Raw genomic sequence first — 26,238 nt, forward strand, 5'->3', positions numbered from 1 at the left:
ACCTTGACCCGTTTGCCTTTTGACTTGCAGCGCGCATTATGGCATTACTGCGCAGTCGCCCGCGTCCGCGATGCGTAAAAAATTGCGCAGGGGTGCCATAATCCGGCCGCCCCCACACCGACCAGCCCCTGCGGATTGCACCTCTTGGCCACCGAACGAGAACTCTCAGACTTCCTGAAAAGCGTCGAAAAACGTGCGTTCAAACGCTCGGTGTATCACGTACGCAACGAAGAATCGGCGCTGGATATCGTCCAGGACAGCATGATGAAGCTTGCGGAACACTACGGCGACAAGCCCGCCGAAGAGTTGCCGATGCTGTTCCAGCGCATCCTGTCCAACTGCACGCTCGACTGGTTCCGCCGGCAGAAAACACGCAATGCGCTGTTCTCCAACATGAGCGATTTCGAGTCGGCCGGCGAGGACGGCGATTTCGACCTGCTTGAAACCTTGCGGGTGCTCGACGACTCCGAGCGAACGGAGAGCGCCGAAGACACCACGAGGCGGGCGCAGATCTTGCGTGAAATCGAGGCGCAGATCCAGGAATTGCCCGGACGTCAACGGGAAGCGTTTTTGATGCGTTACTGGGAGGAAATGGACGTGGCCGAGACGGCGACGGCCATGGGCTGCTCCGAAGGCAGCGTCAAGACGCACTGCTCCAGGGCCGTGCACGCTCTCAGCAAGGCACTGAAGGCACGAGGAATACATTTATGACCAACACAGACGAATCCAGGGCGATGGCCCGGCAGGACCGCTTCGCGGCCGAGCTCACGGCACGGCTGTCCGATGGTGCGGCCGAATTGCCCTACGACATTTCCGAACGGCTGCGCGCCGCGCGCATGCAGGCCGTGGCCAAGCGCAAGGTGGCGGTGAGCGTGCGCACGGCGTCCAGCGCGGTGGCCCAGGGCGGCGCCGCAGCCTTGACGTTCGGCGACGAAGAGGAAACCGGTTGGCTCAATCGCCTGGCGTCGTTCCTGCCGCTGTTTGCGCTGGTCGCCGGGTTGCTGGTCATCCAGTTCGTGCAGGACGACAACCGCATCCGGGATCTTGCCGAAGTGGACTCAGCGCTGCTCACCGATGACCTGCCGACGGCGGCCTATACCGATCCCGGCTTCCTCCAGTATCTCAAGTCGAGTTTCGACGCGAATCAGAAAACACAGTGACCCAGCGCGCGTTCCGGATGCCCATTTTTGTGCCGAGTCCACATGGGCCGAGTGCTTTGATCGCGTTGTGCCTGGCCGCCATTACGGCTCTCGCAGGCAGTGCAGTCAAGGCACAGACCCTCGATTCGGACTCGACCTTTCGCGTGGCGCCGCCTCCACCCGTCCGGCCTGCGGCATCCACGCCCATTCCCGGGCAGACCAGCCGTCCAGTCACCGTCGCCAAGCCCGAATGGAAAGACGTGCATCCGGCGCAGCAGCGCGCGCTGCAGCCGCTGGCAGCCATCTGGAACCCGCTGAGTGAAACCCAAAAACGCAAGTGGCTGGCCATCTCGGCCAATTTCGAGAAGTTGCCCCCTGCCGAACAGACCAAGCTGCAGGAGCGCATGCGCGAATGGGTGTTGCTGAGTCCCGCCCAGCGCAACCTGGCGCGGCTGAATTTCGCCGAGACAAAACAGCTTTCCTTGAAAGAAAAACAGGCCAAGTGGGAGGCCTACCAGGCCTTGAGCAAGGAAGAAAAAGAAAAACTCGCTGGCCAAGCGATCAAGCCGCGCGTCGGCGCGGCGACCACCATCAAACCTGCGCCCAAGCAAAAACTCGTCACGGCAACGGCCAATCCGGCCCCGAATGCCGCGACCAAGGCCTCCGCGCCGCATGTGCTGCCGGTCGAGCCCTTGCGCAAGGTCGATCGCAATACGCTGCTGCCTCAGCAACCTTGAGCCCAGCCGGCGGCGGCCGCGGTAAGCTCTCGGGTTTTCACCGCCGCAGTCCCCTCTCATGGTTTTTGCATCCAGTGCGCCCGACAACGGCGACGCCCTTTCACCGCCCGCGCTGGTCGCCCCCGGCCTGCGCCGACGCATGGCCTGCTGGACCTACGAGGGTCTGCTGATGTTCGGTGTGGTGTTCATTGCGGGCTACCTGTTCGGCGCATTGAGCCAGACCCGCAATGCGCTGGACAACCGGCATGGCCTGCAGGCCTTTCTGTTCGTGATCTTCGGCATCTACTTCACCTGGTTCTGGGCCAAGGGACAGACCTTGGCGATGAAGACCTGGGACATCCGGGTGCTCGATCGGCTCGGCCGCCCCGTCACACAGCCGCGGGCATTGTTGCGCTACGCACTGAGCTGGCTGTGGTTCCTTCCGCCGCTGGCGGCGATGGCGCCCTTCACGCTCAGCGCCGGGGAAACGGTGGTGATCATGCTGGGCTGGGTCGCAGTCTGGGCGCTGCTGAGCCGCTTCCATCCGCAGCGCCAGTTCTGGCACGACGCGCTGGCGGGCACCCGCCTAGTGACGTCCCCGCCACTGAGTCGCTGAATCCCGCGCGCGCGGCTTCGCGCGCGGCGTTTCGGTCATGAAGCTCGGCGACAATCCTGCGATGTCTTCCCCTCCACTGAACCCCGAAACCAACGCCCAGAAATCCCGTACCGGGCTCGATCGTGTCTGGCATGCGGCCGGTTATTCCTGGGCCGGACTCCGCGCCGGCTGGGGCGAGACCGCCTTCCGCCAGGAAGTCATTGCCGCCGTCGTATTGCTGCCCGCGGCGGTCTGGCTGGCTTCGGGATGGGTCGAATTCTCGCTGCTGGCCGGCTCCGTGCTGCTGGTGATGATCGTCGAACTGCTCAACACAGGCATCGAGACCGCCATCGACCGGATCGGGCCGGAGTGGCACGATCTGTCCAAGCGCGCCAAGGACATGGGCAGCGCCGCCGTCCTGTTGAGTCTATTGCTGTGCGGCCTGACCTGGGCCGGCGCCCTCCTCCATAAATTCCTGTCATGAACCTGTCCGCTCCTGCCTTTTCCCTTTGCGTCTACTGCGGCTCGCGCACCGGCCATCAGCCCGAATTCGCCGAGGTAGCGCGCCAAGTCGGCCGATGGATCGGCGAACGCGGCGGCCAACTGGTCTACGGCGGCGGCCACAACGGCTTGATGGGCCTGCTGGCCGACGCGACGCTGGCGGCGGGTGGGCGTGTCGTTGGCGTGATTCCGAAAGCACTGGTCGAGAAGGAATGGGCGCACCGCGGCTGCACCGAACTGCACATCGTCGACAACATGCACCAGCGCAAGGCGATGATGGCCGAGCGTGCCGACGCGTTCCTGGCGCTGCCTGGCGGCATCGGCACCATGGAAGAGTTCTTCGAGGTCTGGACCTGGCGCCAGCTCGGCTACCACGACAAACCGGTCGGCCTCTTGAACACGGCCGGTTTCTACGACAGCCTGCTGGCCTTCCTGAACTCGGCCGTTTCGTCGGGCTTCATGAACGATTGGCAGATGGATCTGGTCACCAGCGGCGTCGACACCCCCGCGCTGCTGCAGCAACTGGTGCAGTCCGCCGGCACAACCAGCCCGGCTGAACAGCTGCGCGACGTGATTTAAAGAAAAAGCAGACGGGCGGCAAGGTGAGTGATCGGCCTTGTGGGCCGATCACCTGGCGACAAGCCAACCCGCAATCGAACCTATACCGCGGCTTCGTCCTGCTCGCCGGTGCGGATGCGCACCACGCGTTCCACGGCGGTCACGAAAATCTTGCCGTCGCCGATCTTGCCGGTGCGCGCGGCACGCACGATGGCCTCGACGCAGCGGTCCACGTCGTCGGTATTGACCACCACCTCGACCTTCACCTTGGGCAGGAAGTCGACCACGTATTCGGCGCCGCGGTAGAGCTCGGTATGCCCTTTCTGCCGGCCGAAACCCTTGACTTCGGTCACCGTGAGGCCGGTCACGCCACATTGCGCCAGGGCTTCACGGACTTCTTCGAGCTTGAACGGTTTGACGACGGCGGTGATCTGTTTCATGGTGGGTCCTGGTAAATCTCAAATATCGATGCGAAAAAACGTTCTCGTCATAGGATAGCAACAATCACGGTCCCTCGGCCGGGTTGCATCGAATTCCAGCGCGCAGCCAGCCTGGCTTTCGATGCCCGATCAGGCCTGCGGCACCCGCTCCAGTTCTTCGAGCCACACCGTGGCATCGGAATCGCTGGGCGCACGCCAGTCGCCGCGCGGCGACAGTGAGCCGCCATTGCCCACCTTAGGCGCATTCGGGACGCAACTTCGCTTGAACTGGCTGCCCTTGAAGAATCGCTGCACGAAGATGCGCAGTGTGGCCCGCAGCGCAGCCAGCGGGTACTCGTTGCGGGTCACCTTCTCATCGTCGGGCCACTCACCCTTGGTGCGATCGGACCAGGCGGACTGCGCGAGGAAGGCGATCTTCGACGGCGCGAAGCCATAACGCAGCACGTAGTAGAGGTTGAAATCCTGCAATTCGTAGGGGCCGATGGTTGACTCGGTGCTCTGGATCGCGCCAGTCGTTGCCGAGGCCGGCACCAGTTCGGGGCTGATCTCCGTGTCCAGGATCGCCAGCATCACCTCGCGGCCGCCATCGCCGGCCTGGCCGATCTGCCCCGTCTCCGCAACCCAGCGCACCAGGTACCGGATCAGCGTCTTGGGCACGCTGGCGTTCACGTTGTAATGCGACATGTGGTCGCCCACGCCATAGGTGCACCAGCCCAGCGCGAGTTCGCTGAGGTCACCCGTGCCCACCACCAGCGCGGCCTGGTGGTTGGCCAGCCGGAACAGGTGGTTGGTGCGTTCGCCGGCCTGCACATTCTCGAACGTGACGTCGTAGACCGGCTTGCCTTCGGCATAGGGATGGCCGAGGTCCTTGAGCATCTGCTCGCAGCTCGGCCGGATGTCGATCTCGCGTGCCGTGCAGCCCACGGCGTCCATCAGGTGCCGGGCCTGGTCGAGCGTGCGCGCGCTGGTGGCAAAGCCGGGCATGGTGTAGGCCAGGATGTTGGCGCGCGGCAGGCCGAGCCGGTCCATGGCTTTCGCGCACACCAGCAGCGCATGGGTCGAGTCCAGCCCGCCGGACACGCCGATGACCAGCTTCTTGATGCCGCTGGACACCAGCCGCTGGACCAGGGCCTGCACCTGGATGCTGTAGACCTCCTCGCAGCGCTCGTCGCGCCGGCTGTGGTCTGCGGGCACATAGGGAAATCGCTCGACCCTTCGCTCCAGGGGCAATGCCTTCGCCCGGCCGATCCCGGCGATGAAGGTGTTGTCCCGAAAACCGCGCAGTTGCACCGCATGCAGCTGGGCCGACTGGCCGAAGCTGGTCTGGCGCATGCGTTCGCGCGACACGCGCTCGAGGTCGATGTCGCCATACACGATGTGGGAGTCCATCGCGAACCGCGCGGACTCGGCGATGAATTCGCCGTTCTCGTAGATCAGGGCCTGGCCGTCCCACGCCAGGTCGGTCGTCGATTCCCCCTGGCCCGCCGACGAATAGACGTAGGCCGCGAGGCAGCGTGCCGACTGCTGAGCCACGAGCTGGTGGCGGTAACGCGACTTGCCGACCGTGACGTTCGAGGCCGACAGGTTCACCAGCACCGTCGCACCGGCGAGCGCGCCGTAGCAGGATGGCGGGATCGGCGTCCACACGTCTTCGCAGATCTCCACGTGGAAGCGGAAAAACGGCATGTCGGCGGCCGAGAAGATCTGCTGCGCACCGAATGGCACGGTTTGTCCGAGCAGGCTGATCTCGGTCGAAGTCGCCTGGTCGGCCGAATTGAATTGCCGCGCCTCGTAGAACTCGCCGTAGTTCGGCAGGTAGGTCTTGGGCACGATGCCGAGCAAGCGCCCGCGCTGCACCACCACCGCGCAATTGAAAAGCCGGTGGTCGACCCGCAACGGCACGCCCACCACCATCACGATGGCCAGCTCTCGCGAGGCTTGGAGCACCGCGGCCAAGGCCTCTTCACAGGCATCGAGCAGCGCGCGCTGGTGGAACAGGTCGTCGCAACTGTAGGCCGACAACCCCAGCTCGGGAAACGCGATCAGCCCGGCACCGCGTGCTTCGGCCTCGAGCGTCAGGCGGATCGTCTCGGCCGCATTGGCCTTGGGATCGGCGACCAGGCAGCGCGGGATGCCGACGGCCACCCGCGCGAAATCGTGGCTGTAGAGGTTGTGGAAATTGAAATCGTTCTTCATGCTGGTTGCGCTGCCGTCACCGAAAAGAGGTTGGGAGTCTGCCCTTAACCCCGTTCACCCCGCGGGCCACTGGTTTCGCGGCATCATCAGGGACAGAACGAAGAGACCTTAGACGTTTGAGATTCATGCCAACACCACCATCCACGGCCTCGGCCGTCGGCACGAGGAGGGCGCGTCATGCCTGCGCTTGATTATGTCACCCGGGTGCTGAATGCGCCGGGCGAGATCGCCGCCGCGCAGTGGAACGCCCTGCTCGCGCTGCAGGCCGAACCGAGCCCCTTCATGCGCCACGAGTACCTGGCCGCGATGCACGAGAGCGGCAGTGCCATGCCCGAAACCGGCTGGACACCGCGCTTCGTCACGCTGTGGCGCGGCGACGTGCTGCAGGCGGCGTGCGCGCTGTACCTCAAGGCGCATTCCTACGGCGAATACGTCTTCGACTGGGCCTGGGCCAACGCCTACCAGCAGCACCGCGTGCCGTACTACCCCAAGGGCCTGATCGCGGCGCCTTTCACGCCCGTGCCGGGCACGCGGCTGCTCGCGCGCGACGAGGCGGCGCGTGCGGCGCTGGTCCAGGCGGTCATCGCCTTGTGCGGGGACGAAGGCCTCTCTTCGCTGCACATGTTGTTTGCGGGCGATGCGGACGTGGCCGCGGCCAGCCAGGCCGGGATGATGCTCAGGCACACCGTGCAGTTCCACTGGAAGAACGCCGCGCCCTCGTCTCGCCAATTCACCAGCTTCGATGATTTCCTCACCAGCCTGAACCAGGAGAAACGCAAGAAGATCCGCCAGGAACGACGCAAGGTGGCCGAGGCCGGTGTCACGTTCCGTTGGGCGCGTGGCGCCGACATCGCCGCTGGCGACTGGGATTTCTTCTACCGCTGCTACGAGCGCACCTACCTCGAACACGGTAACGCGCCCTACCTGAGCCGCGACTTTTTCCGGCGCATGGCGGCCACGATGCCCGAGAACTGGTTGCTGTTCGTCGCCGAACGGCCGTCGGCGCGCGGCCCGGTCGCCATCGCCACGAGCCTGGTCGCGCTTGGCAGCGAACCTGCAGCCGGCGGCGCGGATTCAGGCACCACGCAGGTCGCGTATGGCCGCTATTGGGGCGCGCTGGAGCGCGTGGATTGCCTGCATTTCGAGGCCTGCTATTACCAGCCGCTGGCTTGGTGCATCGAACACGGCTTTCACCGCTTCGAAGGTGGTGCGCAAGGCGAACACAAGATGGCGCGGGCCCTGCTGCCAGTGAAGACCACCAGCGCCCACTGGCTCGCCCATCCCGCCTTCGCAGATGCGGTGGAACGCTTCCTGGAGCGCGAAGGCCAGGGCATCTCGGAATACATGGAAGCGCTGGAGCAGCGCAACCCCTTCAGAGCCGCGGGCTAGAAACTTTCCCAGTCCCCGTCCGCGTTGGCCGTGGGCGGTGCGGATGGCCGCGGCTGCGCCTGTATCCGGGCAGGTGGTTTCGCCGGTTGCGCGGGTCCTACCGCCGGCGGCACGACGACCAGCTTGGGTTTCCCGACCACGTTGTTGGGAACCGTTGGCGGTTTCGTGGGCTTCGGCTGTATTGGCGCCGCCTTCGGTGCTGCCGGCGAAGGGCGGACGTCGCGGCCACCTGGTGTGTCCCCCGGCAGCTTGAAGACGGCCACCGCCTGCACCAGTTCACTCGCCTGGGTGTTGAGGCTGCCCGCAGCGGCGGCCGACTCTTCCACCAACGCGGCGTTCTGCTGCGTGGCCTGATCCATCTGCGCCACCGCCTCGCCGACCTGGCCCACGCCCTGGCTCTGCTCCGTGCTGGCCGCGCTGATCTCGCCCATGATGTCGGTCACGCGGCGGATCGACTGCACCACCTCGGTCATGGTCACGCCGGCCTTGTCGACCAGCGCCGTGCCTTGTGCCACCCGGTCGACACTGGCCGAGATCAGCAGCTTGATCTCCTTGGCCGCTTCGGCGCTGCGCCCGGCCAGGCCGCGCACCTCGCTGGCCACCACGGCAAAGCCACGCCCCTGTTCGCCCGCGCGCGCGGCCTCGACCGCCGCGTTCAGCGCCAGGATGTTGGTCTGGAAGGCGATGCCGTCGATCACGCCGATGATGTCGCCGATCTTGCGGGAGGAGTCGTTGATGCCCTTCATGGTGTCCACCACCTGGGCCACCACCTCGCCGCCCTCCACCGCCACTCTCGATGCGTTCATCGCAAGCTGGTTGGCCTGGCGCGCGTTTTCTGCGTTCTGCGTCACGGTGGAGCTCAACTCCTCCATCGACGACGCCGTCTGCTGCAGCGCACTGGCCTGCTCTTCCGTGCGGCCGCTGAGGTCGCTGTTGCCCTGGGCGATCTGCGCGCTCGCGGTGGCCACGCCCTCGGCATTGCGGCGCACCCCGCTGACGATGCCCACCAGGTTGTCGCGCATGGTGCGCATGGCAAACAGCACACTGGCCTGGTCGCCCGGCGCCGTGGCCACCTCCCGGCTCAGGTCGCCCGCGGCAATGCGCTCGGCGATGCCGGCCACGTCCTGCGGCTCTCCGCCGAGCTGCCGCGTCAGCTGACGGGTGATCAGGAACGCGATCGCCAGGCCAAGGACCAGGGCCACGGCGCCCAGCGCCAGCATGCCCGTTCGCGCACTGGCATAGGAGGCCTTGGCTTCGGTGGTGGCTTCGTCGTTCAGCCTGGCCTCCAGCGTCACCATTTCCGATAGCGCGGCAAACCAGGCGTCGTGGGCTGGCCTGACGTCGTCCAGCATCGCCCTGGTCGATGCCTCTGCCTGGTTCGCCAGACCCGCCTTGGCCGCCTTGGCCATGGCCGGAAGCGCGGCCGCCTCCAGCTTCTTGATCTTGACCATGCCGGCCAATTCCTGCGGCTGCGTACTCGGAATCGTCGCGAACATCTGGTTGAGTTTGGTCTCCGCGTCGCTGTAGATCTTTTCCTGGGCCTTGATGCGGTCCATCTCGCGCTGCATGGCGGCGTCTTCGGTCAACAGGGCCACATTGGCCAACGCAATCATCCGGTCCTCCACCGACAACTGCATGGCGGTCAGGAAATCGGCCTCCACGTTATTGACATCGGTGATTTCGACCATGCGCTGGTTGATGTCCGCCATGCGGTTCAGCCCGAACAGGGTGCTGGCCACCATCAGGGCCAGGATGACCAGGAACCCGCCATACAGGCGAGTGCGCATTTTCATATTTGCAAAATTCATGCGAACACCTCTACTGAAACGGTGGAATTGTTTCAAAAAACGTCATTAAATTGCTTTAATAACGCTTTATTACACCCACGATCACTATAGAGGTTCGCTGCCTTTTTCAAGACTTTTATTTGTCGGGGACGAGCGCCCCCCGCCTCCGTGGCAGGAGGCAATGCAACTTCGGATGACCTCAGGCCAACGCCTGCGCAAAGTCCGCCAGCAAGTCTGCCGACTCTTCGAGTCCGACCGACAGGCGGATCAGGCCGTCCGCGATGCCCATGGCCGCCCGCACCTCGGCGCCGGCTTCCCAGAAGATGGTCGGCGCCACGGGAATGATCAGCGTGCGTGTGTCGCCCAGGCCGGTGGCCTTCACTGGAATCTGCAGCCGGTTCACGAAGTCCAGACAGGTGCTGGCGTCGCGCAGCTCGAAGGACAGCAGCCACGAGCCGGCCGAGAAATGTTTCCGCGCCAACGCATGTTGCGGATGGGATTCGAGCATCGGGTAGTGCACCTTGACGACCGCCGGATGTTGTTCGAGGAACCGCGCGAGTTCGAGCGCCGTGGCGCTGCTCTGCGTCACGCGCAGCGCCAGCGTCTCGGCACCGACGGCGATGTTGTGCGCGTGTTCCGACGACAGCGAGCCGCCCATGTCGCGCAGGCCCTTCTTGCGGATCTGGGTCAGGCCCCACTGGCGCGCATCGCCCTTGCGGTAGGCCGCGAAGATGTTGGGATGCCGGTTCCAGTCGAACACGCCAGTGTCCGTGACCGCCCCTCCGAGGGCGTCGCCGTGGCCGGCGATGGTCTTGGTGAGCGAGTTGACCACCAGGCTCGCCCCCACCGTCTTCGGGCGGAACAGCAGCGGCGAGGTGATGGTGTTGTCGACCACGTAAACCAGGCCCTTGTCGCGACACAGGTCGCCGATCGCGCCGAGGTCGGGTACCTGGGTGCCGGGATTGGCGATGGTCTCGACGAACACCATGCGGGTGTTGGCCTTGACGGCCGCGGCCACGTTGGCGGCATCGGTCGCGTCCACCGTGGTGACTTCGATGCCCAGGTCGCGCAGCGTGCCGAAGATGCTGTTGGTGTTGCCGAACACGAACTTGCTGGCGACAAGATGGTCGCCAGCGCGCAACAGCGTGAGGAAGACGGCGCTGATCGCCGCCATGCCGGTGGCGAAGCAGATCGTGCCCAGGCCGTCTTCCATGCGCGTGACCTTGGCTTCCAGTGCGGCCGTGGTCGGCGTGCCCTGGCGCGCGTAGTTGAAGCCGCCCTTGAGCGTGCCCTGGAACACGCCGATCAGGTCTTCGACCTTGTCGAAGCCGTATTGCACCGAGGTGTGGATCGGCTTGTGCACGCCGCCGTGCTCCACGCCGAAGGCCTTGTCGGAATGCACGATGCCGGTGGTAAATCCTTGCGTTGCCATGTTTTGGTTCCCTTCGAGAGGGAACGATTATCGGCGCAGGATCGGGCGCGCCCTCACTGGACGCCGACGGCGTCCACCACGCGGTAGTACAGGCCGTATTGGTCGTCGGGCAGCACGGTGAACCTGCCTTCGACGATGACCGGCTCCAGGGTGTATTTCACCGGTGTTTTCGCCTTGACCTCGATCATGCTTTCCGGCCCGCCCGGGATGCAGAAGGCGCAGGTCAGCGGCACGGAGGTCAGCAGGAAGTGGGTCTGCTTTTCGTTGGCGTCCAGCGGCACCATGAAGCCCTGCACGCGCTGGATCTTCTGGTGCAGCGTGAGTTGGCCCGCACCGAAGGCCGGCAGCAGGCGGTTCTTGTCGTTGCGCGTCTTCACGCCGGTGAGCACCGACCACGGCACGATGTCCGCGCGCTCCTTCAGCGGCGCGAACGGGCTGTTGGGGCTGTGCATGCCCGGGCCGCTGCCCATGGGCAGGTCGAAGCCGTTGGTCTGCACCGGTGGCGCGGCGGGCGGCGCGGACTTGCCCTGACCCATCGCGGCATGGGCCGCGAGCCCCAACGTCAACGCCATCAAGAGTGGTTTCATGCTTCAGTGTTCGTGTTTCATGCCGCAGAACTTGCCGATGGCCAGACCCTTGCACGCGGCCTGAAGTTCCTTGAGACAAATCTCTTCGGACTTGCCCGATTCCCGGCATTTTGCGGCGTTTTCATGCGCGGCGGCCATGGCCCGGTGGCGGGCGATGTCTTCCTTGGTTTCCTTGTCGGTTTCCGCGGCCGAGGCGCCGGCGGCGAAGCACGCGGAAATCAGCAGTGCGGCGATGGTCTTGGTCATGTTGGGATTCCAGAAGTTGAGATTCAGCGGGTGTTCAGAAGCGTGGTCACGTCCAGGCGATAGGCCTCGATGGCCGGCAGCGCCGCAGCCAGCACGGCCACCGCAGCGCCCAGCGCCGGCAGCCACCATTCGACCGGCAGCCAGATCCAGCCGGTCAGCGGCAGCGAGCGTTCGGCCTGGAGCCAGTGGCCGACGACCTCCGCCAGCAGATGCCCGACGAACAGGCCGAGCACGGTCGCCATCGCCGCCAGCAGCAGCGCCTCGGCCAGCACCAAGCCGGCCACCTTGGCCGGCGGCGCGCCCAGCATGCGCAGCATCGCCAGGTCGGCGCGGCGTTCGCGCACAGCATTCCACAACGCGATGAAAACGCTCAGTCCGGCGGTCAGCAGCAGCACGGCGCCGAAGCCGCGCAAGACATCCGTGCCCACGCCCACCATGCGCAGCAGCCGCGTGATTTCCACCGCCGGCGCGGCCGCCTGCATCTCGGTGGTGGTGTTGACGAAACGCGGAAAACTCACCGCGGCCAGCGGGCTCCTGTAGGTGATGAGCGCCAGCGTGACCTCGCGCTCCTCTTCCATGATCTTCTGGTCTTCGGCGTCGAGTGCCGTGGCCTTTTCGTGCACGCGCCACACCGATTCGGTGGCGGTCAGCACCAGCCGGTCGAGCACACAGCCGCAAGGCGCGAGCACGCCGGAGACGAGATACGGGAAGTCGCCGTGGACGTGGCCGCTGCCGCCCAGGCCGTGGGATCCGTAAAAGGTGTTGCCGACGGCCAGGCCGGTGTTCTGCGCCACCTGCGCGCCGATCACGGCCTGCATGGGCTGCGTCCACAAGGCGCCCTGCGCGAGTTGCGCGCCGTAGTGCGCCACGTAGGCGGTGGTGGTGCCGGCGATGCGGAAACCCTGGAAGGTGTCGCCGAGGCTGATCGGAATGAGCTTGGCCACGCGGGGATCCTTCTCGAGTTCCCGCACGGCGGCCAGCGGAATGTTGCCGGTCGGCACGTCGATGTGGAACACACCGGCCAGGATCAGTTGCATGGCGCTGCCCTTGGCGCCGACCACCGCGTCGATGCCGGCCAGGTCGCGTTCGAACGAACGGTCCATCTGCGTACTGGCCAACCAGACGAAGGTGATCGAGGCCAGGCCGAGCGCCAGCAGCAGCAGGTTCAGCGTGGCCGCGAGAGGACGCGACCACAGGTAACGGATAGCGATGGCTATGATTTGCATAGCGACTCCCGCTTGTTCCGCCTGCGCGCGGGCATGATTTGGCACGTGACAGCGCCTGGCAGCGCCGCCGCCACGCGGCTGTCGTGCGTGGCGACCACCAAGGTGGCGCCTGCGCGCCGCGCTGAGGTCGACAGCAGCGCCAGCGCCGCCTCGGCGGCGTCGTCGTCCAGGCTCGCCGTCGGCTCGTCGGCCAGGATCACCTGAGGTTTCAACAGCAGCGCCCGCGCCAGGGCCACGCGCTGCGCCTGCCCACCGGAGAGCTGGCTCGGCCGGCGCTCGGCGAATTCGGCCAGCCCGAGCGCATCCAGGGTGTCGCGCACCCGCCGGCTGTCGTCGGCGGCCCCTGCGGCCCATTGCGCCATCGCCAGGTTGCCGGCCACCGTCAGCGCCTCGCTCAGGTGCAGCTTCTGCGGCAGGAAACCGATGCTGCGCGCACGCCAGGCGTCGCCGGCGATCTTCGGCAACGAGGCCAGGTCCTGCCCGGCCACGCGAATCTGCCCGGCGCTCGGCCGCAACAGCGCCGCTGCCAGCGCCAGCCAGGTGGATTTGCCCGCGCCGGAAGGCCCCTTGAGCAGCAGCACGCCGCCCTGGGCGACTTCGATGTCGGGAAAAAGAATCTCGGCGCCCCCGTCATGGCGGTAGGCCAGCCCGGCGGTCTGGATCACGCGGCGACGCCGGCCGTGTCGGGGGCCGAAGTTGCGCAGTCCACGCACACGCCGCGCACGGCGAAATCCATGCTCATGCCCTGGTAGCCCAGCGCCTGCAGCGCGGCCAGTGCCGACTGCGCGGCGCGTTCCAGGTCGTTGGCATTGGCCTGCAGTGCACCGGCCAGCGGGCTGTCGCGGTGGCAGCTCTGGCATTCGAAATGCGGAATGGCATGCACGCTGGTCGGCATCGCCTGGTAGCGCCGTACCCGGCTGGCGTCCACGCGGCACAGCAGCAGGCCGACCTGCGTCAGCCGGTCGATCAGCCGGTACAGCGTCACGCGGTCGAGTGCCACGGCGGCGCCATCGGCTTCGGTGCCTTCGCCCGACAACGCCATCTGCAGTTGCGCATGGGTGTAGCTCGTGTCGGGATGCGCCAGCAGCCAGCCGAGCACGGTCCGCGCGGCTGCGGTGCGGCGCAGGCCGTGGGCGGACAACAGCGCGTCGATCGGGTCGACGCTCTCGGCTTCGGCGTTTTTCCTGGAGGGTCTGGTGGCCATGGTCTTGAGAGATTTACAAAGACTTCGAGCGCAATCGACATTTAACGCAACAAAGTTGCATTAAACTCTATTGCAATCCGGTTGCATTATCGCGCCGTTCGAACCCGTTACAGCCCTTCCCTTCGTAAAGATCGTCTTCCGTGTCCCCTGATTTCAAACCCGAATCCCCGCGTCGCAGCGTCCTGGCCTGGCCGGCCTGGCTGCGGGTGCTGGCCGTGTTGCCGGCCGTTCTCCTGCTGTGGCTGGCCGTTGCCTGGGCCGGACTGGAGGCCGCGCCATGGTGAGGCTCGACAACCTGACGGTAAGTTACCGCCGGCATCCCGCGCTGCACCACGTGAGCGGCCAGTTCGCGCGCGGTTCGCTCACGGCGGTCGTCGGGCCGAACGGCTCCGGCAAAAGCACCCTGCTCAAGAGCACCATGGGCCTGCTGCGTTGCGGGCCTGGTCAGATCCACGTGGCGGCGCCGCGCGAGCGCATCGCTTACCTGCCGCAACTCACCGAGATCGACCGCACCTTTCCAATGGCCGTGCGCGACTGCGTGTCGCTCGGCGGCTGGCCGCGCCAGGGCGCCTGGGGCGGCGTGGACGAGGCGGCACTGCGCCGTGTGGACGAAGCCCTCGAGGCGGTCGGCCTGGCCGGTTTCGCCACCCGCACCATCGGCAGCCTGTCGAGCGGCCAGTTGCAGCGCGTGATGTTCGCGCGCCTGCTGGTGCAGGATGCCGAGCTGATCCTGCTCGACGAACCCTTCACCGCGATGGACAGCAAGACCACGGCCACGCTGCTGGCACTCGTCCAACGCTGGCACGCCGAGGGCCGCACGGTGATTGCCGTGTTGCACGACGACGCGCAGGTGCGTGCGTTTTTTCCGCAGACGATGTTATTGGCTCGCGAATGCATCGCCTGGGGCCCCACCTCCCAAGTACTGACTGAACCGCTCTTGTCAAAGGCACGCAACATGGCCGAAGCCTGGGACGAACAGGCGGAGATCTGCACCGTCGATCAGCCCGCCCCGGCGCGCAATACCCTCGAGGCGGCCGTCTGATGCAGGCCTGGCACAACTTCTGGGCGCTTTGCATCGCGCCATTCGCCGAATTCGCCTTCATGCGCCGCGCGCTCGTCGCGACCATGGCCCTGTCGCTGAGCGCCGCGCCGCTCGGCGTGTTCCTGACCCTGCGCCGCATGAGCCTGATCGGCGACGCGCTGAGCCATGCCATCCTGCCCGGCGTGGCCATCGGCTTCATGTTGTTCGGGCTGTCGCTCACCGCGATGGCGCTCGGCGGCGTGCTCGCCGGCATGCTGGTGGCGGCGCTGGCGGGGTTCATCAGCCGCGCCACGACGCTCAAGGAAGACGCGAGCCTGGCCGCGATCTACCTGATGGCGTTAGCGCTCGGCGTGACGCTGATCTCCGGCCACGGCACCCAGCTCGACCTGCTGCACATCCTGTTCGGCAGCGCGCTCGGCGTCGACGGCCCGGGGCTGCGGCTCGTGGCCTCCGTGGCCAGCGTCAGCGTGTTGCTGCTGGCCGCGGCCTACCGAGGCCTGGTGCTCGAGAGTTTCGACCCGGTGTTCCTGGCCTCGGCCGGCCCGCGTCGGCCCGCGCCGTGGATCTGGCAGCAAGGCTTCCTGATGCTGGTGGTGGTCAACCTCGTGGCCGGCTTCCAGACGCTCGGCACCCTGATGGCCGTGGGATTGATGATGATTCCCGCCGTCTCCGCCCGGCTCTGGCACGACACCCTGCCCGCCCAGCTCGTCCATGCCAGTGCGCAGGCGATGCTCGCCGGCACCGCCGGCCTGCTGCTGTCCTACCACCTCGACACACCTTCGGGGCCGACCATCATCGGCTGCGCGGGCGCACTGTACCTGGCCTCGCTGCTGTTCGCCCCCGGCGGATGGCTGCCGCGCCTCTCGCGCGAACACCGCGTGGCCTGAATCGTTCATTCACTTCGCTCCAGGAGCCTTCATGCACCCACTGATCCGCAAACTTCTCGCGCCGCTGGCGGCCGCGACCCTTTTGATGGCGGGCACAGCCGCCCTCGCCGATCCCTTGCCCGTCACGGCCAGCTTCAGCATCCTCGGTGACCTGGTCAAGGTCGTCGGCGGGGAACGCGTGAACGTGACCACCCTGGTCGGCCCCGACGAGGACGCCCATGTCTTCGAACCCAAGCCCGGCGACGCCAAGGCCATCCTGCAATCCAGGCTGCTCGTCACCAACGGCCTGGGTTTCGAACCCTGGGCGCAGAAGCTGGCGCGTTCGGCCAACTACAAGGGCGCGACCGTGGTCGCGTCCAAGGGCGTCAAGGCCCGCACGCTGCCCGCGGAGAAGGGGCACCACCATGCCGAGACCGATCCCCATGCCTGGCAGGACCCGACCAACACCATCCTCTATGTGCGCAACATCGCCACCGCGCTCACGCAGCTCGATCCTGCCGGGGCCGAAACCTTCCAGCGCAACACCGACGCCTACGTCAAGGAACTCGAAGCGCTCGACGCTTGGGCCCGGCAACAAATCGCCGCGCTGCCGGCGGACAAGCGTAAGGTCATCACCTCGCACGACGCCTTCGGCTACTTCGCCGCCCACTACGGCCTGACCTTCCTCGCGCCACAGGGCGTGTCCACCGAAGCCGAGCCCAGCGCCAAGGAAGTGGCCGAGCTGATCCGCCAGATCAGACGCGAGAAGATCAAGGCCGTGTTCTTCGAGAACATGAGCAACCCGAAGCTGCTGGCGCAGCTGAGCAAGGACGCCGGGGTCACGCTGGGCGCGGAGCTTTACGCCGACGCCTTGTCGCCCGCCGGCCAGCCGGGCGCCACCTACCTGCAGATGATGCGCCACAACATCACGCAGCTGACCACGGGCATGCAGCAGAACTGAATCGATCTTCCTGCGCCGGATGGCGTACACCAATGAGCGGATGCGCGAAGGATTTGACTCTCGATAAGGAGGTAAATTAACGAAACAGTTGTTTCAACCAAGAACGAGAGGATTCCCAGTGAATTTGTGGCGTCGATGCTTTTGCGAGGCCCTGAACCACGCGGATTTCTTCTGGGAACGTGTGTCTTCCATCCGGCCGTTGTACCGTTGGCTCAACGGCCTGTTCATCCGGCTGACCGTCAGTTCCACCCTGGCGCGCCCGCACCCGTTTTCGCTGTGGAGCCCGGGGCCGGCCACGTCCTCGCCGGCCGACTACACCTCGTGGACCGGCCTGACCGACCGCAGCTTCACGGGGCGCCATCTGCCGCCGGCCGACCCCGCGTGGACGGCTGCGCTACCGGCACGCGATCAACTCCGCGCGCTTTTCGTCCGCGAGCAATTCGCGGCCTGCCCCCGCAGCAGCACGTTGTTCTGCTTCTTCGCACAATGGTTCACGGACAGTTTCCTGCGCACGCATCCGACCGAGCCGCTGCGCAATACCTCGAACCATGAAATCGACCTCTGCCAGATCTACGGCATCTGCGCAAGCGACACCCGGCTGCTGCGCAGCGGGGTTGGCGGCAAGCTCAAGAGCCAACGCATCGGCGGCGAGGAATACCCCGAGTTCCTGTTCGAGCGCAACGGCATCTTCGTGCGCCAGCAGTTCCTGGGGCTCTCGTACATCGACGCGAAGAAACGCGACTTCGCCACCGCGGCGGTGCCGGCCGGCTTCGACACACCCCACCGGTACCGCAGCTTCTTCGCCACCGGCCTGGAACGCGGCAATTCCAGCGCCTTCTACACGGCCATCAGCACGATCTTCCTGCGCGAACACAACCGGCTGTGCGACGAGATCGCCCGCACGAACCCGACGTGGGGCGACGACCGCATCTTCGAGACCGCGCGCAACACCAACATCGCGCAACTGCTGAAGATCATCATCCAGGACTACATCAACCACATCTCGTCGTCGGCCTTCAAGCTGTTCGTCGACGTTGGCACGGCCGAACGCGAGACCTGGTACCGCACGAACCGCATCGCGGCGGAATTCGACCTCCTGTACCGCTGGCACGCGCTGGTGCCCAACGAATGCGTGGTGGACGCGCAGACCGTCGCCAACCAGGATTTCCGCTTCAACAACCAGTTCCTGATCGACAAGGGCCTGGCCAGCCTGCTCGGCTCGGCCTCGCAGCAGCAGGCCGGCAACATCCGCCTGCAAAACACGGCGTTCTTCCTGGTGGACGCGGAAATGGCCGCGGTGGACAAATCCCGCGCCTGGCAGCTGCGTTCCTACAACGAATACCGCCAATGCTTCAGCCTGCCGCCCGCGAAGTCGTTCGAAGACCTCACGGGCGACAAGGCGATGGCGCAGCGGCTGGAGGCGCTCTACGGCGACATCGACCAGGTGGAACTCATGGTGGGGCTGCTCGCCGAGAAACGGGCCAACGACGTGGTCTTCGGCGCGCTGATGACACGCATGGTGGGCTCCGACGCGTTTTCGCAGGCACTGACGAACCCACTGCTTGCCCAGGCGGTCTTTGGCGAAAAGACATTCTCGAAGGCTGGCCTGTCTTGCCTCGAAGCCACTTCCACGCTCGACCAGGTCGTGCAACGCAACACCGCCATGAAAGGCGCGACGGCGTCCTTCGAGGTGCCCGCCGTGCCGCGCCTGCGCGCCTGGCCGTGGCTCGACCGCGTCTTCGACCCGCTGGAGTTCTTCTTCTGCGACTGGTACCGCTTTTTCACACGCCGGCGCTCGGCCACCGGCAGCAGCGTGTTCCGCGTGCACCTGCTCCAGCCGATCACGGTGGTGCTGGACCACCAGGGCATCGAGCCGCTGTTTGCCGCGAAGAAGTACCGGCAGGACTACGGCTTCGGCTGGGCCGTGCCGCCGCTGCCCCTGGTCGGTGGCGTGGTGCCGAGCCTCTTCGAATCGGGTGAAGCACACGACAGACCGAAACAGCTGTACATGGCGATGCTGGCTGCGCGCCGCGGTAAGTTGCTGCCCGTGTTCGAGGCGACGGCGCGCCGTTTCGGCCAGAAGTGGGCGATGGCACGCCGCTTCGGCTTCCAGCTGGAACTGGAGAACTTCTCGGCGGAATTCCTGTTCAAGTGGTACTTCGGCCTCGACGCCGATGCCGCCGACGTGCGCCGGCTGTACTTCGGCATGTTTTCGCCGCGCATGTTGCTGTGGCGGCTCCAGCGCTTCATCCCTGGCTCGCCCTTCAACACGACGCTCGCCATCTACGCGCGCCTGCTGGCGCAGGTGAAGGCCTCCCAGGGCCTCGGCGAGCTGCTGACGCAGGCGCACGAAATCGGCCTCGAAGACGACGACGCGACCGCCAAGCAATTGCTGTTCGTCGCGGGCATGAACTCCTTTCTCGGCATGCAGAACCTGTCGAAATCGGTGATCGCCGAGTTGAGCCAGCGGACGGAGTTGTGCGCGCAATTGCGCGAGGAAATACAGAGCACGCTTGGCCCGGCCTTTCCCACCTCGCTGCGCGAGTTGTCGGATGCGAAGCTGCCCCTGTTGAGCCAATTCCTGCGGGAAACGGTGCGCCTGCATCCGCCGGTCTCGCTGATCTTCGGCCGCGCCACGCAAGACCAGCAGATCAACGTCAGCGACGGCCGCAGCTATCCGGTGCGCAAGGGCGAACTGGTGATGGGGGTGTTGCCGCTGGCCATGCGCGACGCTGCCCTGTTCCCCGAGCCGGCGCTTTTCAAGCCGTCACGGTTCGACGATCCGGCGGACCGCCGCGGCCTGATCTGGCCGCGCGGCCGGCAGGACGAAGCCGCCACGGCCACCGACCGCACCTGCCCGGGGAAGGACGTGTCGGTGGAACTCATGAAGCTGCTGTGCATCTGGCTGCTGCCCAACTACCGGTGGCGCCTGGCGGAAGGCCCCGTATGGGAACAGAAAGGCTTCGGCCTCAACGTGGCCGCGCCCAAGGGGGCGATGCAGGTCGAGGATTTCGCCGCCGCTTGACGGCGCGAGCCGCTCGAACCGCTTATTTGGCCAGGCGCGCGAAGGTCTTGCGGAACTTCGCCACCTTGGGCGCCGCCACCATCATGCAATAGCCCTGGTGGGGGTTCTTGGCGAAGAAATCCTGGTGGTATTCCTCGGCGGCCGAATAGTTGCTGCGTGGCAGCACTTCGGTCACCACCGGCTGGCTGTAGGTCTTGCTCTCGGCGATCTCGGCCAGCACGCGGCGGGCCACCTCGGCCTGGTCCGGCGTCGAGGTGTAGATGCCGCTGCGGTATTGGGTGCCCACGTCGTTGCCCTGGCGGTTCAGCGTGGTCGGGTCGTGGATCACGAAGAAGATCTGCAGGATTTCCTCCAGGCTGATCTCTTCAGGGTCGAACTTCAGCTGCACCACTTCGTTGTGGCCGGTGGTGCCGGTGCAGACCTGCTCGTAGCTCGGGTTGAGCACATGGCCGTTGCTGTAGCCGCTCTCCACGTCGACGATGCCCCGAACGTTGACGAACACGGCCTCTGTGCACCAGAAGCAGCCTCCACCGAGCGTGATGGTCTCGAGGGCAGGCTGCCGACTGGCGCCGGAGGTGGAGGATGCGGGAGCTGGAGGCACGGACATGGTGTTGACCTTTACTGTGTTTCGGCGGCTTGTACACTCGAAAGCCGCACAGTCTCCCAGATGGGCCCGCGTGCCGTCAAATCAAGCGCCGACCACCCACCCCGCTGCCTCGCCCTTGCAACTCGCCGAACTCAAGCCGATCCTGACCACCTTGGTCCTGCCACCCGCCGGGCCCTTGCTGCTGGCCGCGCTCGGCTGGCTGCTCGTGCTGCGCCGTCGCCGCAGCGGGCATCTCCTGATCGTTTCCGCGCTCGCCGCCCTGTGGTTGCTGAGCTGCAATGCCGTGGCAATCGGCCTCGCGGCGCATCTCCTGCCGCAGAGCCAGCCGCTGGCACCCGCCACCACGGCGGCCACGCTGCAGGCGCGGCAGACCCAGGCTATTGTGGTGCTGGGCAGCGGCATCCTGCCGCAGGCGCCCGAATACGGCCAGGCCCAACCCACGGCCGACGCCGCCGCCCGGCTGCGTTACGGCGCATGGCTCGCGCGGCAAAGCCGGCTGCCGCTGGCTTTCGCTGGCGGCATCGGCTGGGCGGCGCAGGGTGAGGCCATGCCGTCCGAGGGAGAGGTTTCGCGCCACTTCGTCTCGGGCGACTACGGCATCGAACTGCGCTGGGTCGACGACCAGTCGCGCGACACCAGCGAGAACGCGCGCCAGATGTTCGAACTGCTGTCCAAGGCCGGCGTGACCCGCATCGCCCTGGTCACCAGCAGCTGGCACATGCCGCGCTCGGTGCTGGCCTTCGAGCGTGCCGGCTTCGCGGTGCTGCCGGCGCCCACCGCCTTTGCCGTGGCGCAGCAGCGCCCGCTGCTGGAGTGGCTGCCGTCGCTGCACGGCCTGCTCGGTTCACAGCGGGTGTTGCGCGAATGGCTCGGCCTGTGGGTCGCCCGGCTTTGAAAGCGCTGCGGCCGGCTGTGCCAATTTGGCGACGCCCGCGCGCCGGGGTGCACCAGGTCCATGCGCGCACCCTAAAATAGCCGAGTTTGTCTCCTCGCCAATCCATGACCATGACCACCCTCTCTCCACTCGAACAATCCCGCTTCAACATGATCGAACAGCAGATCCGTCCCTGGGACGTGCTGGAGCAGTCGGTGCTGGAGCAACTGGTGGCGGTCAAGCGCGAGCAGTTTCTGCCGCCCGCGCTGGAGGCCTTCGCCTTCGTCGACATGGAAACCCCATTGCCCGCCGGCCAGGCCATGCTGTCGCCGCGCGTCGAAGCCCGTGCCCTGCAGGACCTGCACGTACAGAAGCACGAGAAAGTGCTTGAGATCGGTGCCGGCTCCGGCTACATGGCCGCGCTGCTGGCCTACCGCGCCAAGCAGGTGCTGTCGCTCGAAATCGTGCCCGAACTCGTGGAACTCGCCCGCGCCAACCTGCGCAGGGCCGGCATCAACAACGTCGAGGTGCGCCTGGCCGATGGATCGCAGGGTGCCGCGGCCGACGGTCCGTTCGACGTGATCGTGCTGAGCGGCTCGGTGGCCGAAGTGCCGCCTGCCATCCTGTCGCAGCTCAAGATCGGCGGCCGGCTGTTCGCCGTGGTCGGCGGCGATCCCGTGATGCGCGCCACCTTCATCACCCGCACCGGCGAAGCGGCTTATGGCACGCAGCAGCCCTGGGACACGGAGGCGCCGCGGCTGGTCAATTTCCCCGCGCCTTCCGCCTTCCGCTTTTGATTTGCGTGCGGCCCAGGCGCAAATTACACTTGTTCACGAAATCCACAGTGTTTCACACCCTATAAAGCCGACATGATCGCCCAAGTCCCTCCTGCAGAACTTTCATCCTGGTTGGAGGGCGCCGTGGCACAAGGCCAGCCGGTGGTACTCGACGTGCGCGAACCTTGGGAGCTTCAGACAGCCAGCGTCACGCCCGAGGGTTTCACCCTGGTCGCGATACCGATGAACGAAATTCCCGCGCGCCTGGCCGAGCTCGATCCGCAGCAACCGCTCGCCTGCCTGTGCCACCACGGCGCACGCAGCCAGCGTGTGGCAGCCTTCCTGGTGCAGCACGGCTTCGACAACGTCGTCAACCTGGCCGGCGGCATCGACGCCTGGTCCCTGCAACGCGACGCCGCCGTGCCCAGGTACTGAGCCCCAAGGATGCCCATGCGAAGCTTCCGTCCCGTCCTGCTTCTCGCCGCCGTGCAATGGGCGCTGTGCGCCTCGGCCCAGGCGCAAAGCCTGATCGAACTCTACGATGCGGCCCGCGCCACCGACGCCACCTACCAATCGGCCAAGGCGCAATACGACGCCAACCTCGCCAAGTCCGACCAAGCCAAGGCCGCCATCCTGCCTGCGGCCAACCTCGATGTCGGCGTGACGCGCAACCTCTTCGACAACACCAATCCCGACTACCAGCGGGCCTACACCACGCAGTCGGCCACGGTCAGCGCCTCGCAGCCGCTGTACCGGCCGGCCAACTGGGCCAGTTACGAGCAAGGCAAGAAGCTCATCGACCTGGCCCAGGCGCAGCTCGCTGCTGCCGAACAGGATTTGGTGCTCCGCGTGAGCCAGGCCTATTTCGATGTGCTGGCCGCCAGCGACAGCCTGACCTTCGTGCGCGCCCAGAAGGCCGCCGTCGCCGAGCAGCTTGCGTCGGCCAAGCGCAACTTCGAGGTGGGCACGTCCACCATCACCGATTCGCGCGAAGCCCAGGCCCGCTACGATCTGGTGGTCGCCCAGGAGATCGCGGCCGACAACGACCTGCGTGTCAAGAAGCTCGCACTCGACCAGATCGTGAGCCGCGTCGACGCCACGCCGAAACCGGTGCTCGCACCCATCGTGCTGCCCAACCTTCAGCCGCAGGACCTGAACGGCTGGGTCACGATCGCCGAAACCAGCCATCCATCGGTGCTGCAGGCGCTGACCGCGCTCGACGTGGCCCGGCTGGAAACCACCAAGGCCAAGGCGGGGAACAAGCCCACCATCGACCTCACCGCGGGCTACAACGTCACGCGCAACCCGAACGGCACCTCCACCTCCACGCTGAATTCGCGCTACAACGCGGCCAACATCGGCGTGCAGCTGAGTCTGCCGCTCTTTGCCGGCTTCTCGGTCCAGAACCGCATCCGCGAAACCCTGTCGCTCGAGGACAAGGCCGTGGCCGACCTCGAGGCCACGCGCCGCGTCGTCTCCCAGGCCACGCGCACCGCGTTCTACGGCGTGTTGTCGGGCCTGGGCCAGATCAAGGCGCTCGAAGCCGCAGAGGCCTCCAGCCAGAGCGCGCTCGAAGCCAACCAGCTCGGCTACCGCGTGGGTGTGCGCATCAACATCGACGTGCTCAATGCCCAGAGCCAGCTCTACCAGACCAAGCGCGACCTGGCCCGCGCGCGCTACGACGTGCTCGTCGGCAGCCTGCGCCTGCGCCAGGCCAACGGCACCCTCAGGCCCGAAGACCTGCAGGCCGTGAACGCGCTGCTCGCGCCCTGAGTCCTCCAAGCGGCCGCATCCCGGCAGTCCTTCCGAAACAGGTTGACACGCCGGCTGCCACACGTGAGAGTGACGCCTGCAGTCGCAGCCTGCCGGCCGGCCCGTCGTCCGGTCCCAACCGGGAGTTTCCGATGGATGCTTCACCACCCCTTTCCCCGGCGCCCGCCGTTGCACCTGTCGCCCTCGAGTCGGCCGATGCCGCCGCCGAACTGCGCGACGCCTTCGATCCGGCCACCGGCCACTGGGCCTTTCCCCAGGCCGGCGACTTCTGGGACGCGGTGCGCGCCGCCCACGCGCGTGGCCAACGCGGCGCCGGCGCCCGCATGGCCATCGTCGATACCGCCTGCGACCTGGGCATTCCGCTGCTCGCCCGTGCCAGCGGCGGCCGCGCCGTCCTGGCCAGCGCCCCCGGCGAGCCGACCGCACACGGTACCGCGGTGGCGCTGCTGGTGGCCACGGTGGCGCCGGAGGCCGCACTCGACCTCTACGAAATCACGCAGGACGGCCAGCCGAGCCTGGCGCGCATCGCCGAAGCCCTGGCACAGATCGCCGCGTCGGAGGCGAGCATCGTCTGCATGAGCCTGGGCATGCCGCAGGACTACAACCTCGACGCGGCGACGGCCTGGGTGCACGCGCACGCCGGCAGCCGGGGCCTGCCCGGCGTGCTCGACGCCGTCGTGGCGCGCCCCGGCTGGCCGAAGCACCAGATCACCGCTTGCCGCGCCGAGGTCTGCCTGTGCCGGGCGGTGGACGGCCTGCGGCCATCGGGCAAACGGGTGCTGGCGGCCGTGGGCAACAGCCCCGGCCAGGCCTTCTGCCCGGCCAGCGCGGCCGGTGCCATCGCCGTGGGCTTCCAGCTCGACCGTCGCGAACGCGTGGCCCTGCACGAGGCCGCCTGGTCGGCCGCGCCGGACTACGCCCAATCGCAGCTCACCGACGCGACGCTGATGCAGCCCGCGGGCGTGCTGGGCAGCAGCTTTGCGACGCCGCTCCTGGCCGGCGCGCTGGCGCTGGGCATCGGCGCGGGCAACCCCGACGACGACCTGCGCCGCCTCATGGCCAGCGCCCAGATCGGCGCGCTGGCTGACATCGACATGGCCGAGTGGTATAGCCGGCCCCAGGGCGAGGATGACGCGCGCGATGCCGAACTCGAGAAACGCCTCGCCTACACCTACGCCGTGGCCATCCAGGCGCATCCGCACTACCCCGGCCTGGCACCCGAAACCCTGCTCGGCAGCGCCATCTTCGGCGCGAGTTTCATCATCAACGCCGGGCTGTTCTTCATGGGCACGGGTGAACTCGAACTCGCGCGGCAGCTGCTGTCCTGGGCCCGCGCCGTCGTACCCGGCAACTGCCACGCGGCGGCAAACCTGGGGAAGACCTTTTATCTGATGGCACAGCGGTCGGAGGACGGCCAGACCATGGCCCTGGCCGAGGCCGCCAGCGGGGAATACGCGGCGGCTATTGCTTTGAGGCCACGTTTCGAACCCTATTTGCAGGAGAAGGCGAAGATCGATGCGTTCATTCGCACCGATGCGGTCCGCTGACCTCATCCAATCCCTGACTCGACGTGCGTGTCCAGTCTAAACGCAGGAACGAGCACGTGCGACTTCGTGGGAGAGGTCAACGGTCGTCCGGGCAATGAATCGGGCCGCCGGTAAACTTGCCCCGGTTTTATCATTGAGTAGTCAATGTTTCAATTCGAATCATTTGGGTAGCGACTTGTTCGCACATCATTTGCCGCGGTCTTAAATGGCATATAGGCCTGCATGGCAAAGTCAATTCATACCCGTTTCCAAACTTACAGATGACCATCAATCAAAATACCATCTCCCTTGCACTATCTGCACTACTGTTGACCGGATGCGCCTCAGTCAACATGGCCACCACGAAGGAGTCTGACGCGGCCAAGCAATTCACCGCCCCAAGCGCAGGGGTGTCGGGTTTGTACGTCTATCGAAACAGCTTCGTCGGCAAGGCGCTGAAAAAGGACATTTTTGTGGATGGTAAATGCCTGGGAGAAAGCGCATCCGATGTCTTCTTCTATGCGCAGATTGAAGGTGACAAGAAGCACAAGATCGAAACCGAATCCGAGTTCTCACCGAATGCGTTGGAAGTGTTCATGGAAAGCGGCAAAAACTACTTCATACGGCAGTTCATAAAGCTCGGAGCTTTCGTCGGGGGCGCGGATCTGGAGCAGATACCAGAAGAGCAGGCTAAGGCGGACATCGCGAAACTAGGTTTAGCCCAGCCTGGCACGTGCGGCAAATAGGCCATTTTGTTGCCGTTGGCTGCCCA

Annotated in this window: 28 protein-coding genes; 18 read left to right on the forward strand and 10 right to left on the reverse strand. The window is 66.1% G+C overall.

Features of this window, described 5'->3' with window-relative positions; genetic code table 11:
* Window positions 1–144: 144 nt before the first annotated feature.
* The 6 genes from RD110_RS14215 (at window position 145) to RD110_RS14240 (ending at window position 3,530) form a co-directional block, all read left to right on the forward strand.
* Window positions 145–711: an RNA polymerase sigma factor gene (locus tag RD110_RS14215; RefSeq protein WP_076204991.1), complete on the forward strand. Its 567-nt coding sequence runs from the start codon at window positions 145–147 to the stop codon at window positions 709–711.
* Window positions 708–1,160, forward strand: a complete 453-nt coding sequence (locus RD110_RS14220) for a DUF3619 family protein (protein WP_076200092.1) — start codon at window positions 708–710, stop codon at window positions 1,158–1,160. The genes RD110_RS14215 and RD110_RS14220 overlap by 4 nt, the downstream gene beginning before the upstream one ends.
* Before the next feature lie 143 nt (window positions 1,161–1,303).
* Entirely contained in the window at window positions 1,304–1,876 is a 573-nt protein-coding gene (locus RD110_RS14225; protein WP_239467037.1) for a DUF3106 domain-containing protein, read from the forward strand.
* 58 nt (window positions 1,877–1,934) lie between these two features.
* Entirely contained in the window at window positions 1,935–2,471 is a 537-nt protein-coding gene (locus RD110_RS14230) for an RDD family protein (protein WP_076200093.1), read from the forward strand.
* A 37-nt stretch (window positions 2,472–2,508) separates the two neighbouring features.
* Complete coding sequence (locus RD110_RS14235) at window positions 2,509–2,934, forward strand: diacylglycerol kinase (RefSeq protein WP_275425851.1); 426 nt, start codon at window positions 2,509–2,511, stop codon at window positions 2,932–2,934.
* Between the two features lie 2 nt (window positions 2,935–2,936).
* Window positions 2,937–3,530, forward strand: coding sequence for an LOG family protein (locus RD110_RS14240; RefSeq protein ID WP_076204996.1), 594 nt, complete (start codon window positions 2,937–2,939; stop codon window positions 3,528–3,530).
* An 80-nt stretch (window positions 3,531–3,610) separates the two neighbouring features.
* Here RD110_RS14240 and RD110_RS14245 read toward each other — a convergent pair whose 3' ends face one another.
* Window positions 3,611–3,949, reverse strand: a complete 339-nt coding sequence (locus RD110_RS14245) for a P-II family nitrogen regulator (RefSeq protein WP_076200094.1) — start codon at window positions 3,947–3,949, stop codon at window positions 3,611–3,613.
* A 129-nt stretch (window positions 3,950–4,078) separates the two neighbouring features.
* A complete protein-coding gene (locus RD110_RS14250) occupies window positions 4,079–6,145 on the reverse strand; it encodes an NAD(+) synthase (protein WP_076200095.1) in 2,067 nt (688 codons plus the stop codon).
* Between the two features lie 177 nt (window positions 6,146–6,322).
* On the opposite strand from RD110_RS14250, the gene RD110_RS14255 reads away from it, so the two are divergent.
* On the forward strand, window positions 6,323–7,534 hold the full coding sequence (locus RD110_RS14255; RefSeq protein WP_076200096.1) for a GNAT family N-acetyltransferase: 1,212 nt from the start codon (window positions 6,323–6,325) through the stop codon (window positions 7,532–7,534).
* Here the strand turns inward: RD110_RS14255 and RD110_RS28855 are convergent.
* The 7 genes from RD110_RS28855 to RD110_RS14290 form a co-directional block, all read right to left on the reverse strand.
* The gene (locus tag RD110_RS28855; RefSeq protein WP_076200097.1) at window positions 7,531–9,327 is read right to left on the reverse strand and encodes a methyl-accepting chemotaxis protein; all 1,797 of its coding nucleotides are present in this window, start codon (window positions 9,325–9,327) and stop codon (window positions 7,531–7,533) included. The genes RD110_RS14255 and RD110_RS28855 overlap by 4 nt on opposite strands.
* Before the next feature lie 193 nt (window positions 9,328–9,520).
* Entirely contained in the window at window positions 9,521–10,753 is a 1,233-nt protein-coding gene (locus RD110_RS14265) for a cystathionine gamma-synthase family protein (protein ID WP_076200098.1), read from the reverse strand.
* Window positions 10,754–10,806: 53 nt separating this feature from the next.
* Complete coding sequence (locus RD110_RS14270; protein ID WP_076200099.1) at window positions 10,807–11,340, reverse strand: DUF3299 domain-containing protein; 534 nt, start codon at window positions 11,338–11,340, stop codon at window positions 10,807–10,809.
* 3 nt (window positions 11,341–11,343) lie between these two features.
* Complete coding sequence (locus RD110_RS14275; protein WP_157900188.1) at window positions 11,344–11,586, reverse strand: hypothetical protein; 243 nt, start codon at window positions 11,584–11,586, stop codon at window positions 11,344–11,346.
* Window positions 11,587–11,609: 23 nt separating this feature from the next.
* Complete coding sequence (locus RD110_RS14280; RefSeq protein WP_076200100.1) at window positions 11,610–12,812, reverse strand: FtsX-like permease family protein; 1,203 nt, start codon at window positions 12,810–12,812, stop codon at window positions 11,610–11,612.
* Window positions 12,800–13,477 (reverse strand): ATP-binding cassette domain-containing protein, encoded by a 678-nt coding sequence (locus RD110_RS14285; protein WP_076200101.1) that lies wholly within the window; start codon window positions 13,475–13,477, stop codon window positions 12,800–12,802. The genes RD110_RS14280 and RD110_RS14285 overlap by 13 nt, the downstream gene beginning before the upstream one ends.
* Window positions 13,474–14,016 carry a Fur family transcriptional regulator gene (locus RD110_RS14290; protein WP_076200102.1) on the reverse strand — a complete coding sequence of 181 codons (543 nt, stop codon included), beginning with the start codon at window positions 14,014–14,016 and terminating at the stop codon, window positions 13,474–13,476. The genes RD110_RS14285 and RD110_RS14290 overlap by 4 nt, the downstream gene beginning before the upstream one ends.
* Window positions 14,017–14,156: 140 nt before the next feature.
* Here RD110_RS14290 and RD110_RS28355 point away from each other — a divergent pair, with 140 nt between their 5' ends.
* The 5 genes from RD110_RS28355 to RD110_RS14310 all read left to right on the forward strand — a co-directional run bounded on the left by RD110_RS28355 (window position 14,157) and on the right by RD110_RS14310 (window position 19,910).
* Window positions 14,157–14,300, forward strand: coding sequence for a hypothetical protein (locus tag RD110_RS28355; protein WP_204249971.1), 144 nt, complete (start codon window positions 14,157–14,159; stop codon window positions 14,298–14,300).
* A complete protein-coding gene (locus tag RD110_RS14295) occupies window positions 14,294–15,058 on the forward strand; it encodes a metal ABC transporter ATP-binding protein (protein WP_076200103.1) in 765 nt (254 codons plus the stop codon). The genes RD110_RS28355 and RD110_RS14295 overlap by 7 nt, the downstream gene beginning before the upstream one ends.
* Complete coding sequence (locus tag RD110_RS14300) at window positions 15,058–15,945, forward strand: metal ABC transporter permease (protein ID WP_076200104.1); 888 nt, start codon at window positions 15,058–15,060, stop codon at window positions 15,943–15,945. Before RD110_RS14295 ends, RD110_RS14300 begins: the two co-directional genes overlap by 1 nt.
* A gap of 31 nt (window positions 15,946–15,976) precedes the next feature.
* Complete coding sequence (locus RD110_RS14305) at window positions 15,977–16,885, forward strand: metal ABC transporter substrate-binding protein (RefSeq protein WP_076200105.1); 909 nt, start codon at window positions 15,977–15,979, stop codon at window positions 16,883–16,885.
* Window positions 16,886–17,003: 118 nt separating this feature from the next.
* On the forward strand, window positions 17,004–19,910 hold the full coding sequence (locus RD110_RS14310) for a cytochrome P450 (RefSeq protein ID WP_162277362.1): 2,907 nt from the start codon (window positions 17,004–17,006) through the stop codon (window positions 19,908–19,910).
* A 22-nt stretch (window positions 19,911–19,932) separates the two neighbouring features.
* On the opposite strand, the gene msrA is transcribed toward RD110_RS14310, so the two are convergent.
* The gene (msrA, locus tag RD110_RS14315; RefSeq protein WP_076200107.1) at window positions 19,933–20,517 is read right to left on the reverse strand and encodes a peptide-methionine (S)-S-oxide reductase MsrA; all 585 of its coding nucleotides are present in this window, start codon (window positions 20,515–20,517) and stop codon (window positions 19,933–19,935) included.
* A 115-nt stretch (window positions 20,518–20,632) separates the two neighbouring features.
* Between msrA and RD110_RS14320 the strand changes: the two genes are divergently transcribed.
* The 6 genes from RD110_RS14320 to RD110_RS14345 all read left to right on the forward strand — a co-directional run bounded on the left by RD110_RS14320 (window position 20,633) and on the right by RD110_RS14345 (window position 26,212).
* The gene (locus RD110_RS14320; protein ID WP_076200108.1) at window positions 20,633–21,412 is read left to right on the forward strand and encodes a YdcF family protein; all 780 of its coding nucleotides are present in this window, start codon (window positions 20,633–20,635) and stop codon (window positions 21,410–21,412) included.
* Window positions 21,413–21,522: 110 nt separating this feature from the next.
* Entirely contained in the window at window positions 21,523–22,188 is a 666-nt protein-coding gene (locus RD110_RS14325) for a protein-L-isoaspartate O-methyltransferase family protein (protein WP_076205004.1), read from the forward strand.
* A gap of 72 nt (window positions 22,189–22,260) precedes the next feature.
* Entirely contained in the window at window positions 22,261–22,602 is a 342-nt protein-coding gene (locus RD110_RS14330) for a rhodanese-like domain-containing protein (protein ID WP_076200109.1), read from the forward strand.
* A gap of 15 nt (window positions 22,603–22,617) precedes the next feature.
* Window positions 22,618–23,940, forward strand: coding sequence for a TolC family outer membrane protein (locus RD110_RS14335; RefSeq protein WP_076200110.1), 1,323 nt, complete (start codon window positions 22,618–22,620; stop codon window positions 23,938–23,940).
* Between the two features lie 131 nt (window positions 23,941–24,071).
* On the forward strand, window positions 24,072–25,487 hold the full coding sequence (locus RD110_RS14340; protein ID WP_076200111.1) for a S8 family serine peptidase: 1,416 nt from the start codon (window positions 24,072–24,074) through the stop codon (window positions 25,485–25,487).
* Between the two features lie 260 nt (window positions 25,488–25,747).
* Window positions 25,748–26,212, forward strand: coding sequence for a DUF2846 domain-containing protein (locus RD110_RS14345; protein WP_076200112.1), 465 nt, complete (start codon window positions 25,748–25,750; stop codon window positions 26,210–26,212).
* The last annotated feature ends 26 nt before the right edge of the window (window positions 26,213–26,238 follow it).

The sequence above is a fragment of the Rhodoferax koreense genome, assembly GCF_001955695.1.
Taxonomy (GTDB): domain Bacteria; phylum Pseudomonadota; class Gammaproteobacteria; order Burkholderiales; family Burkholderiaceae_C; genus Rhodoferax_B; species Rhodoferax_B koreensis.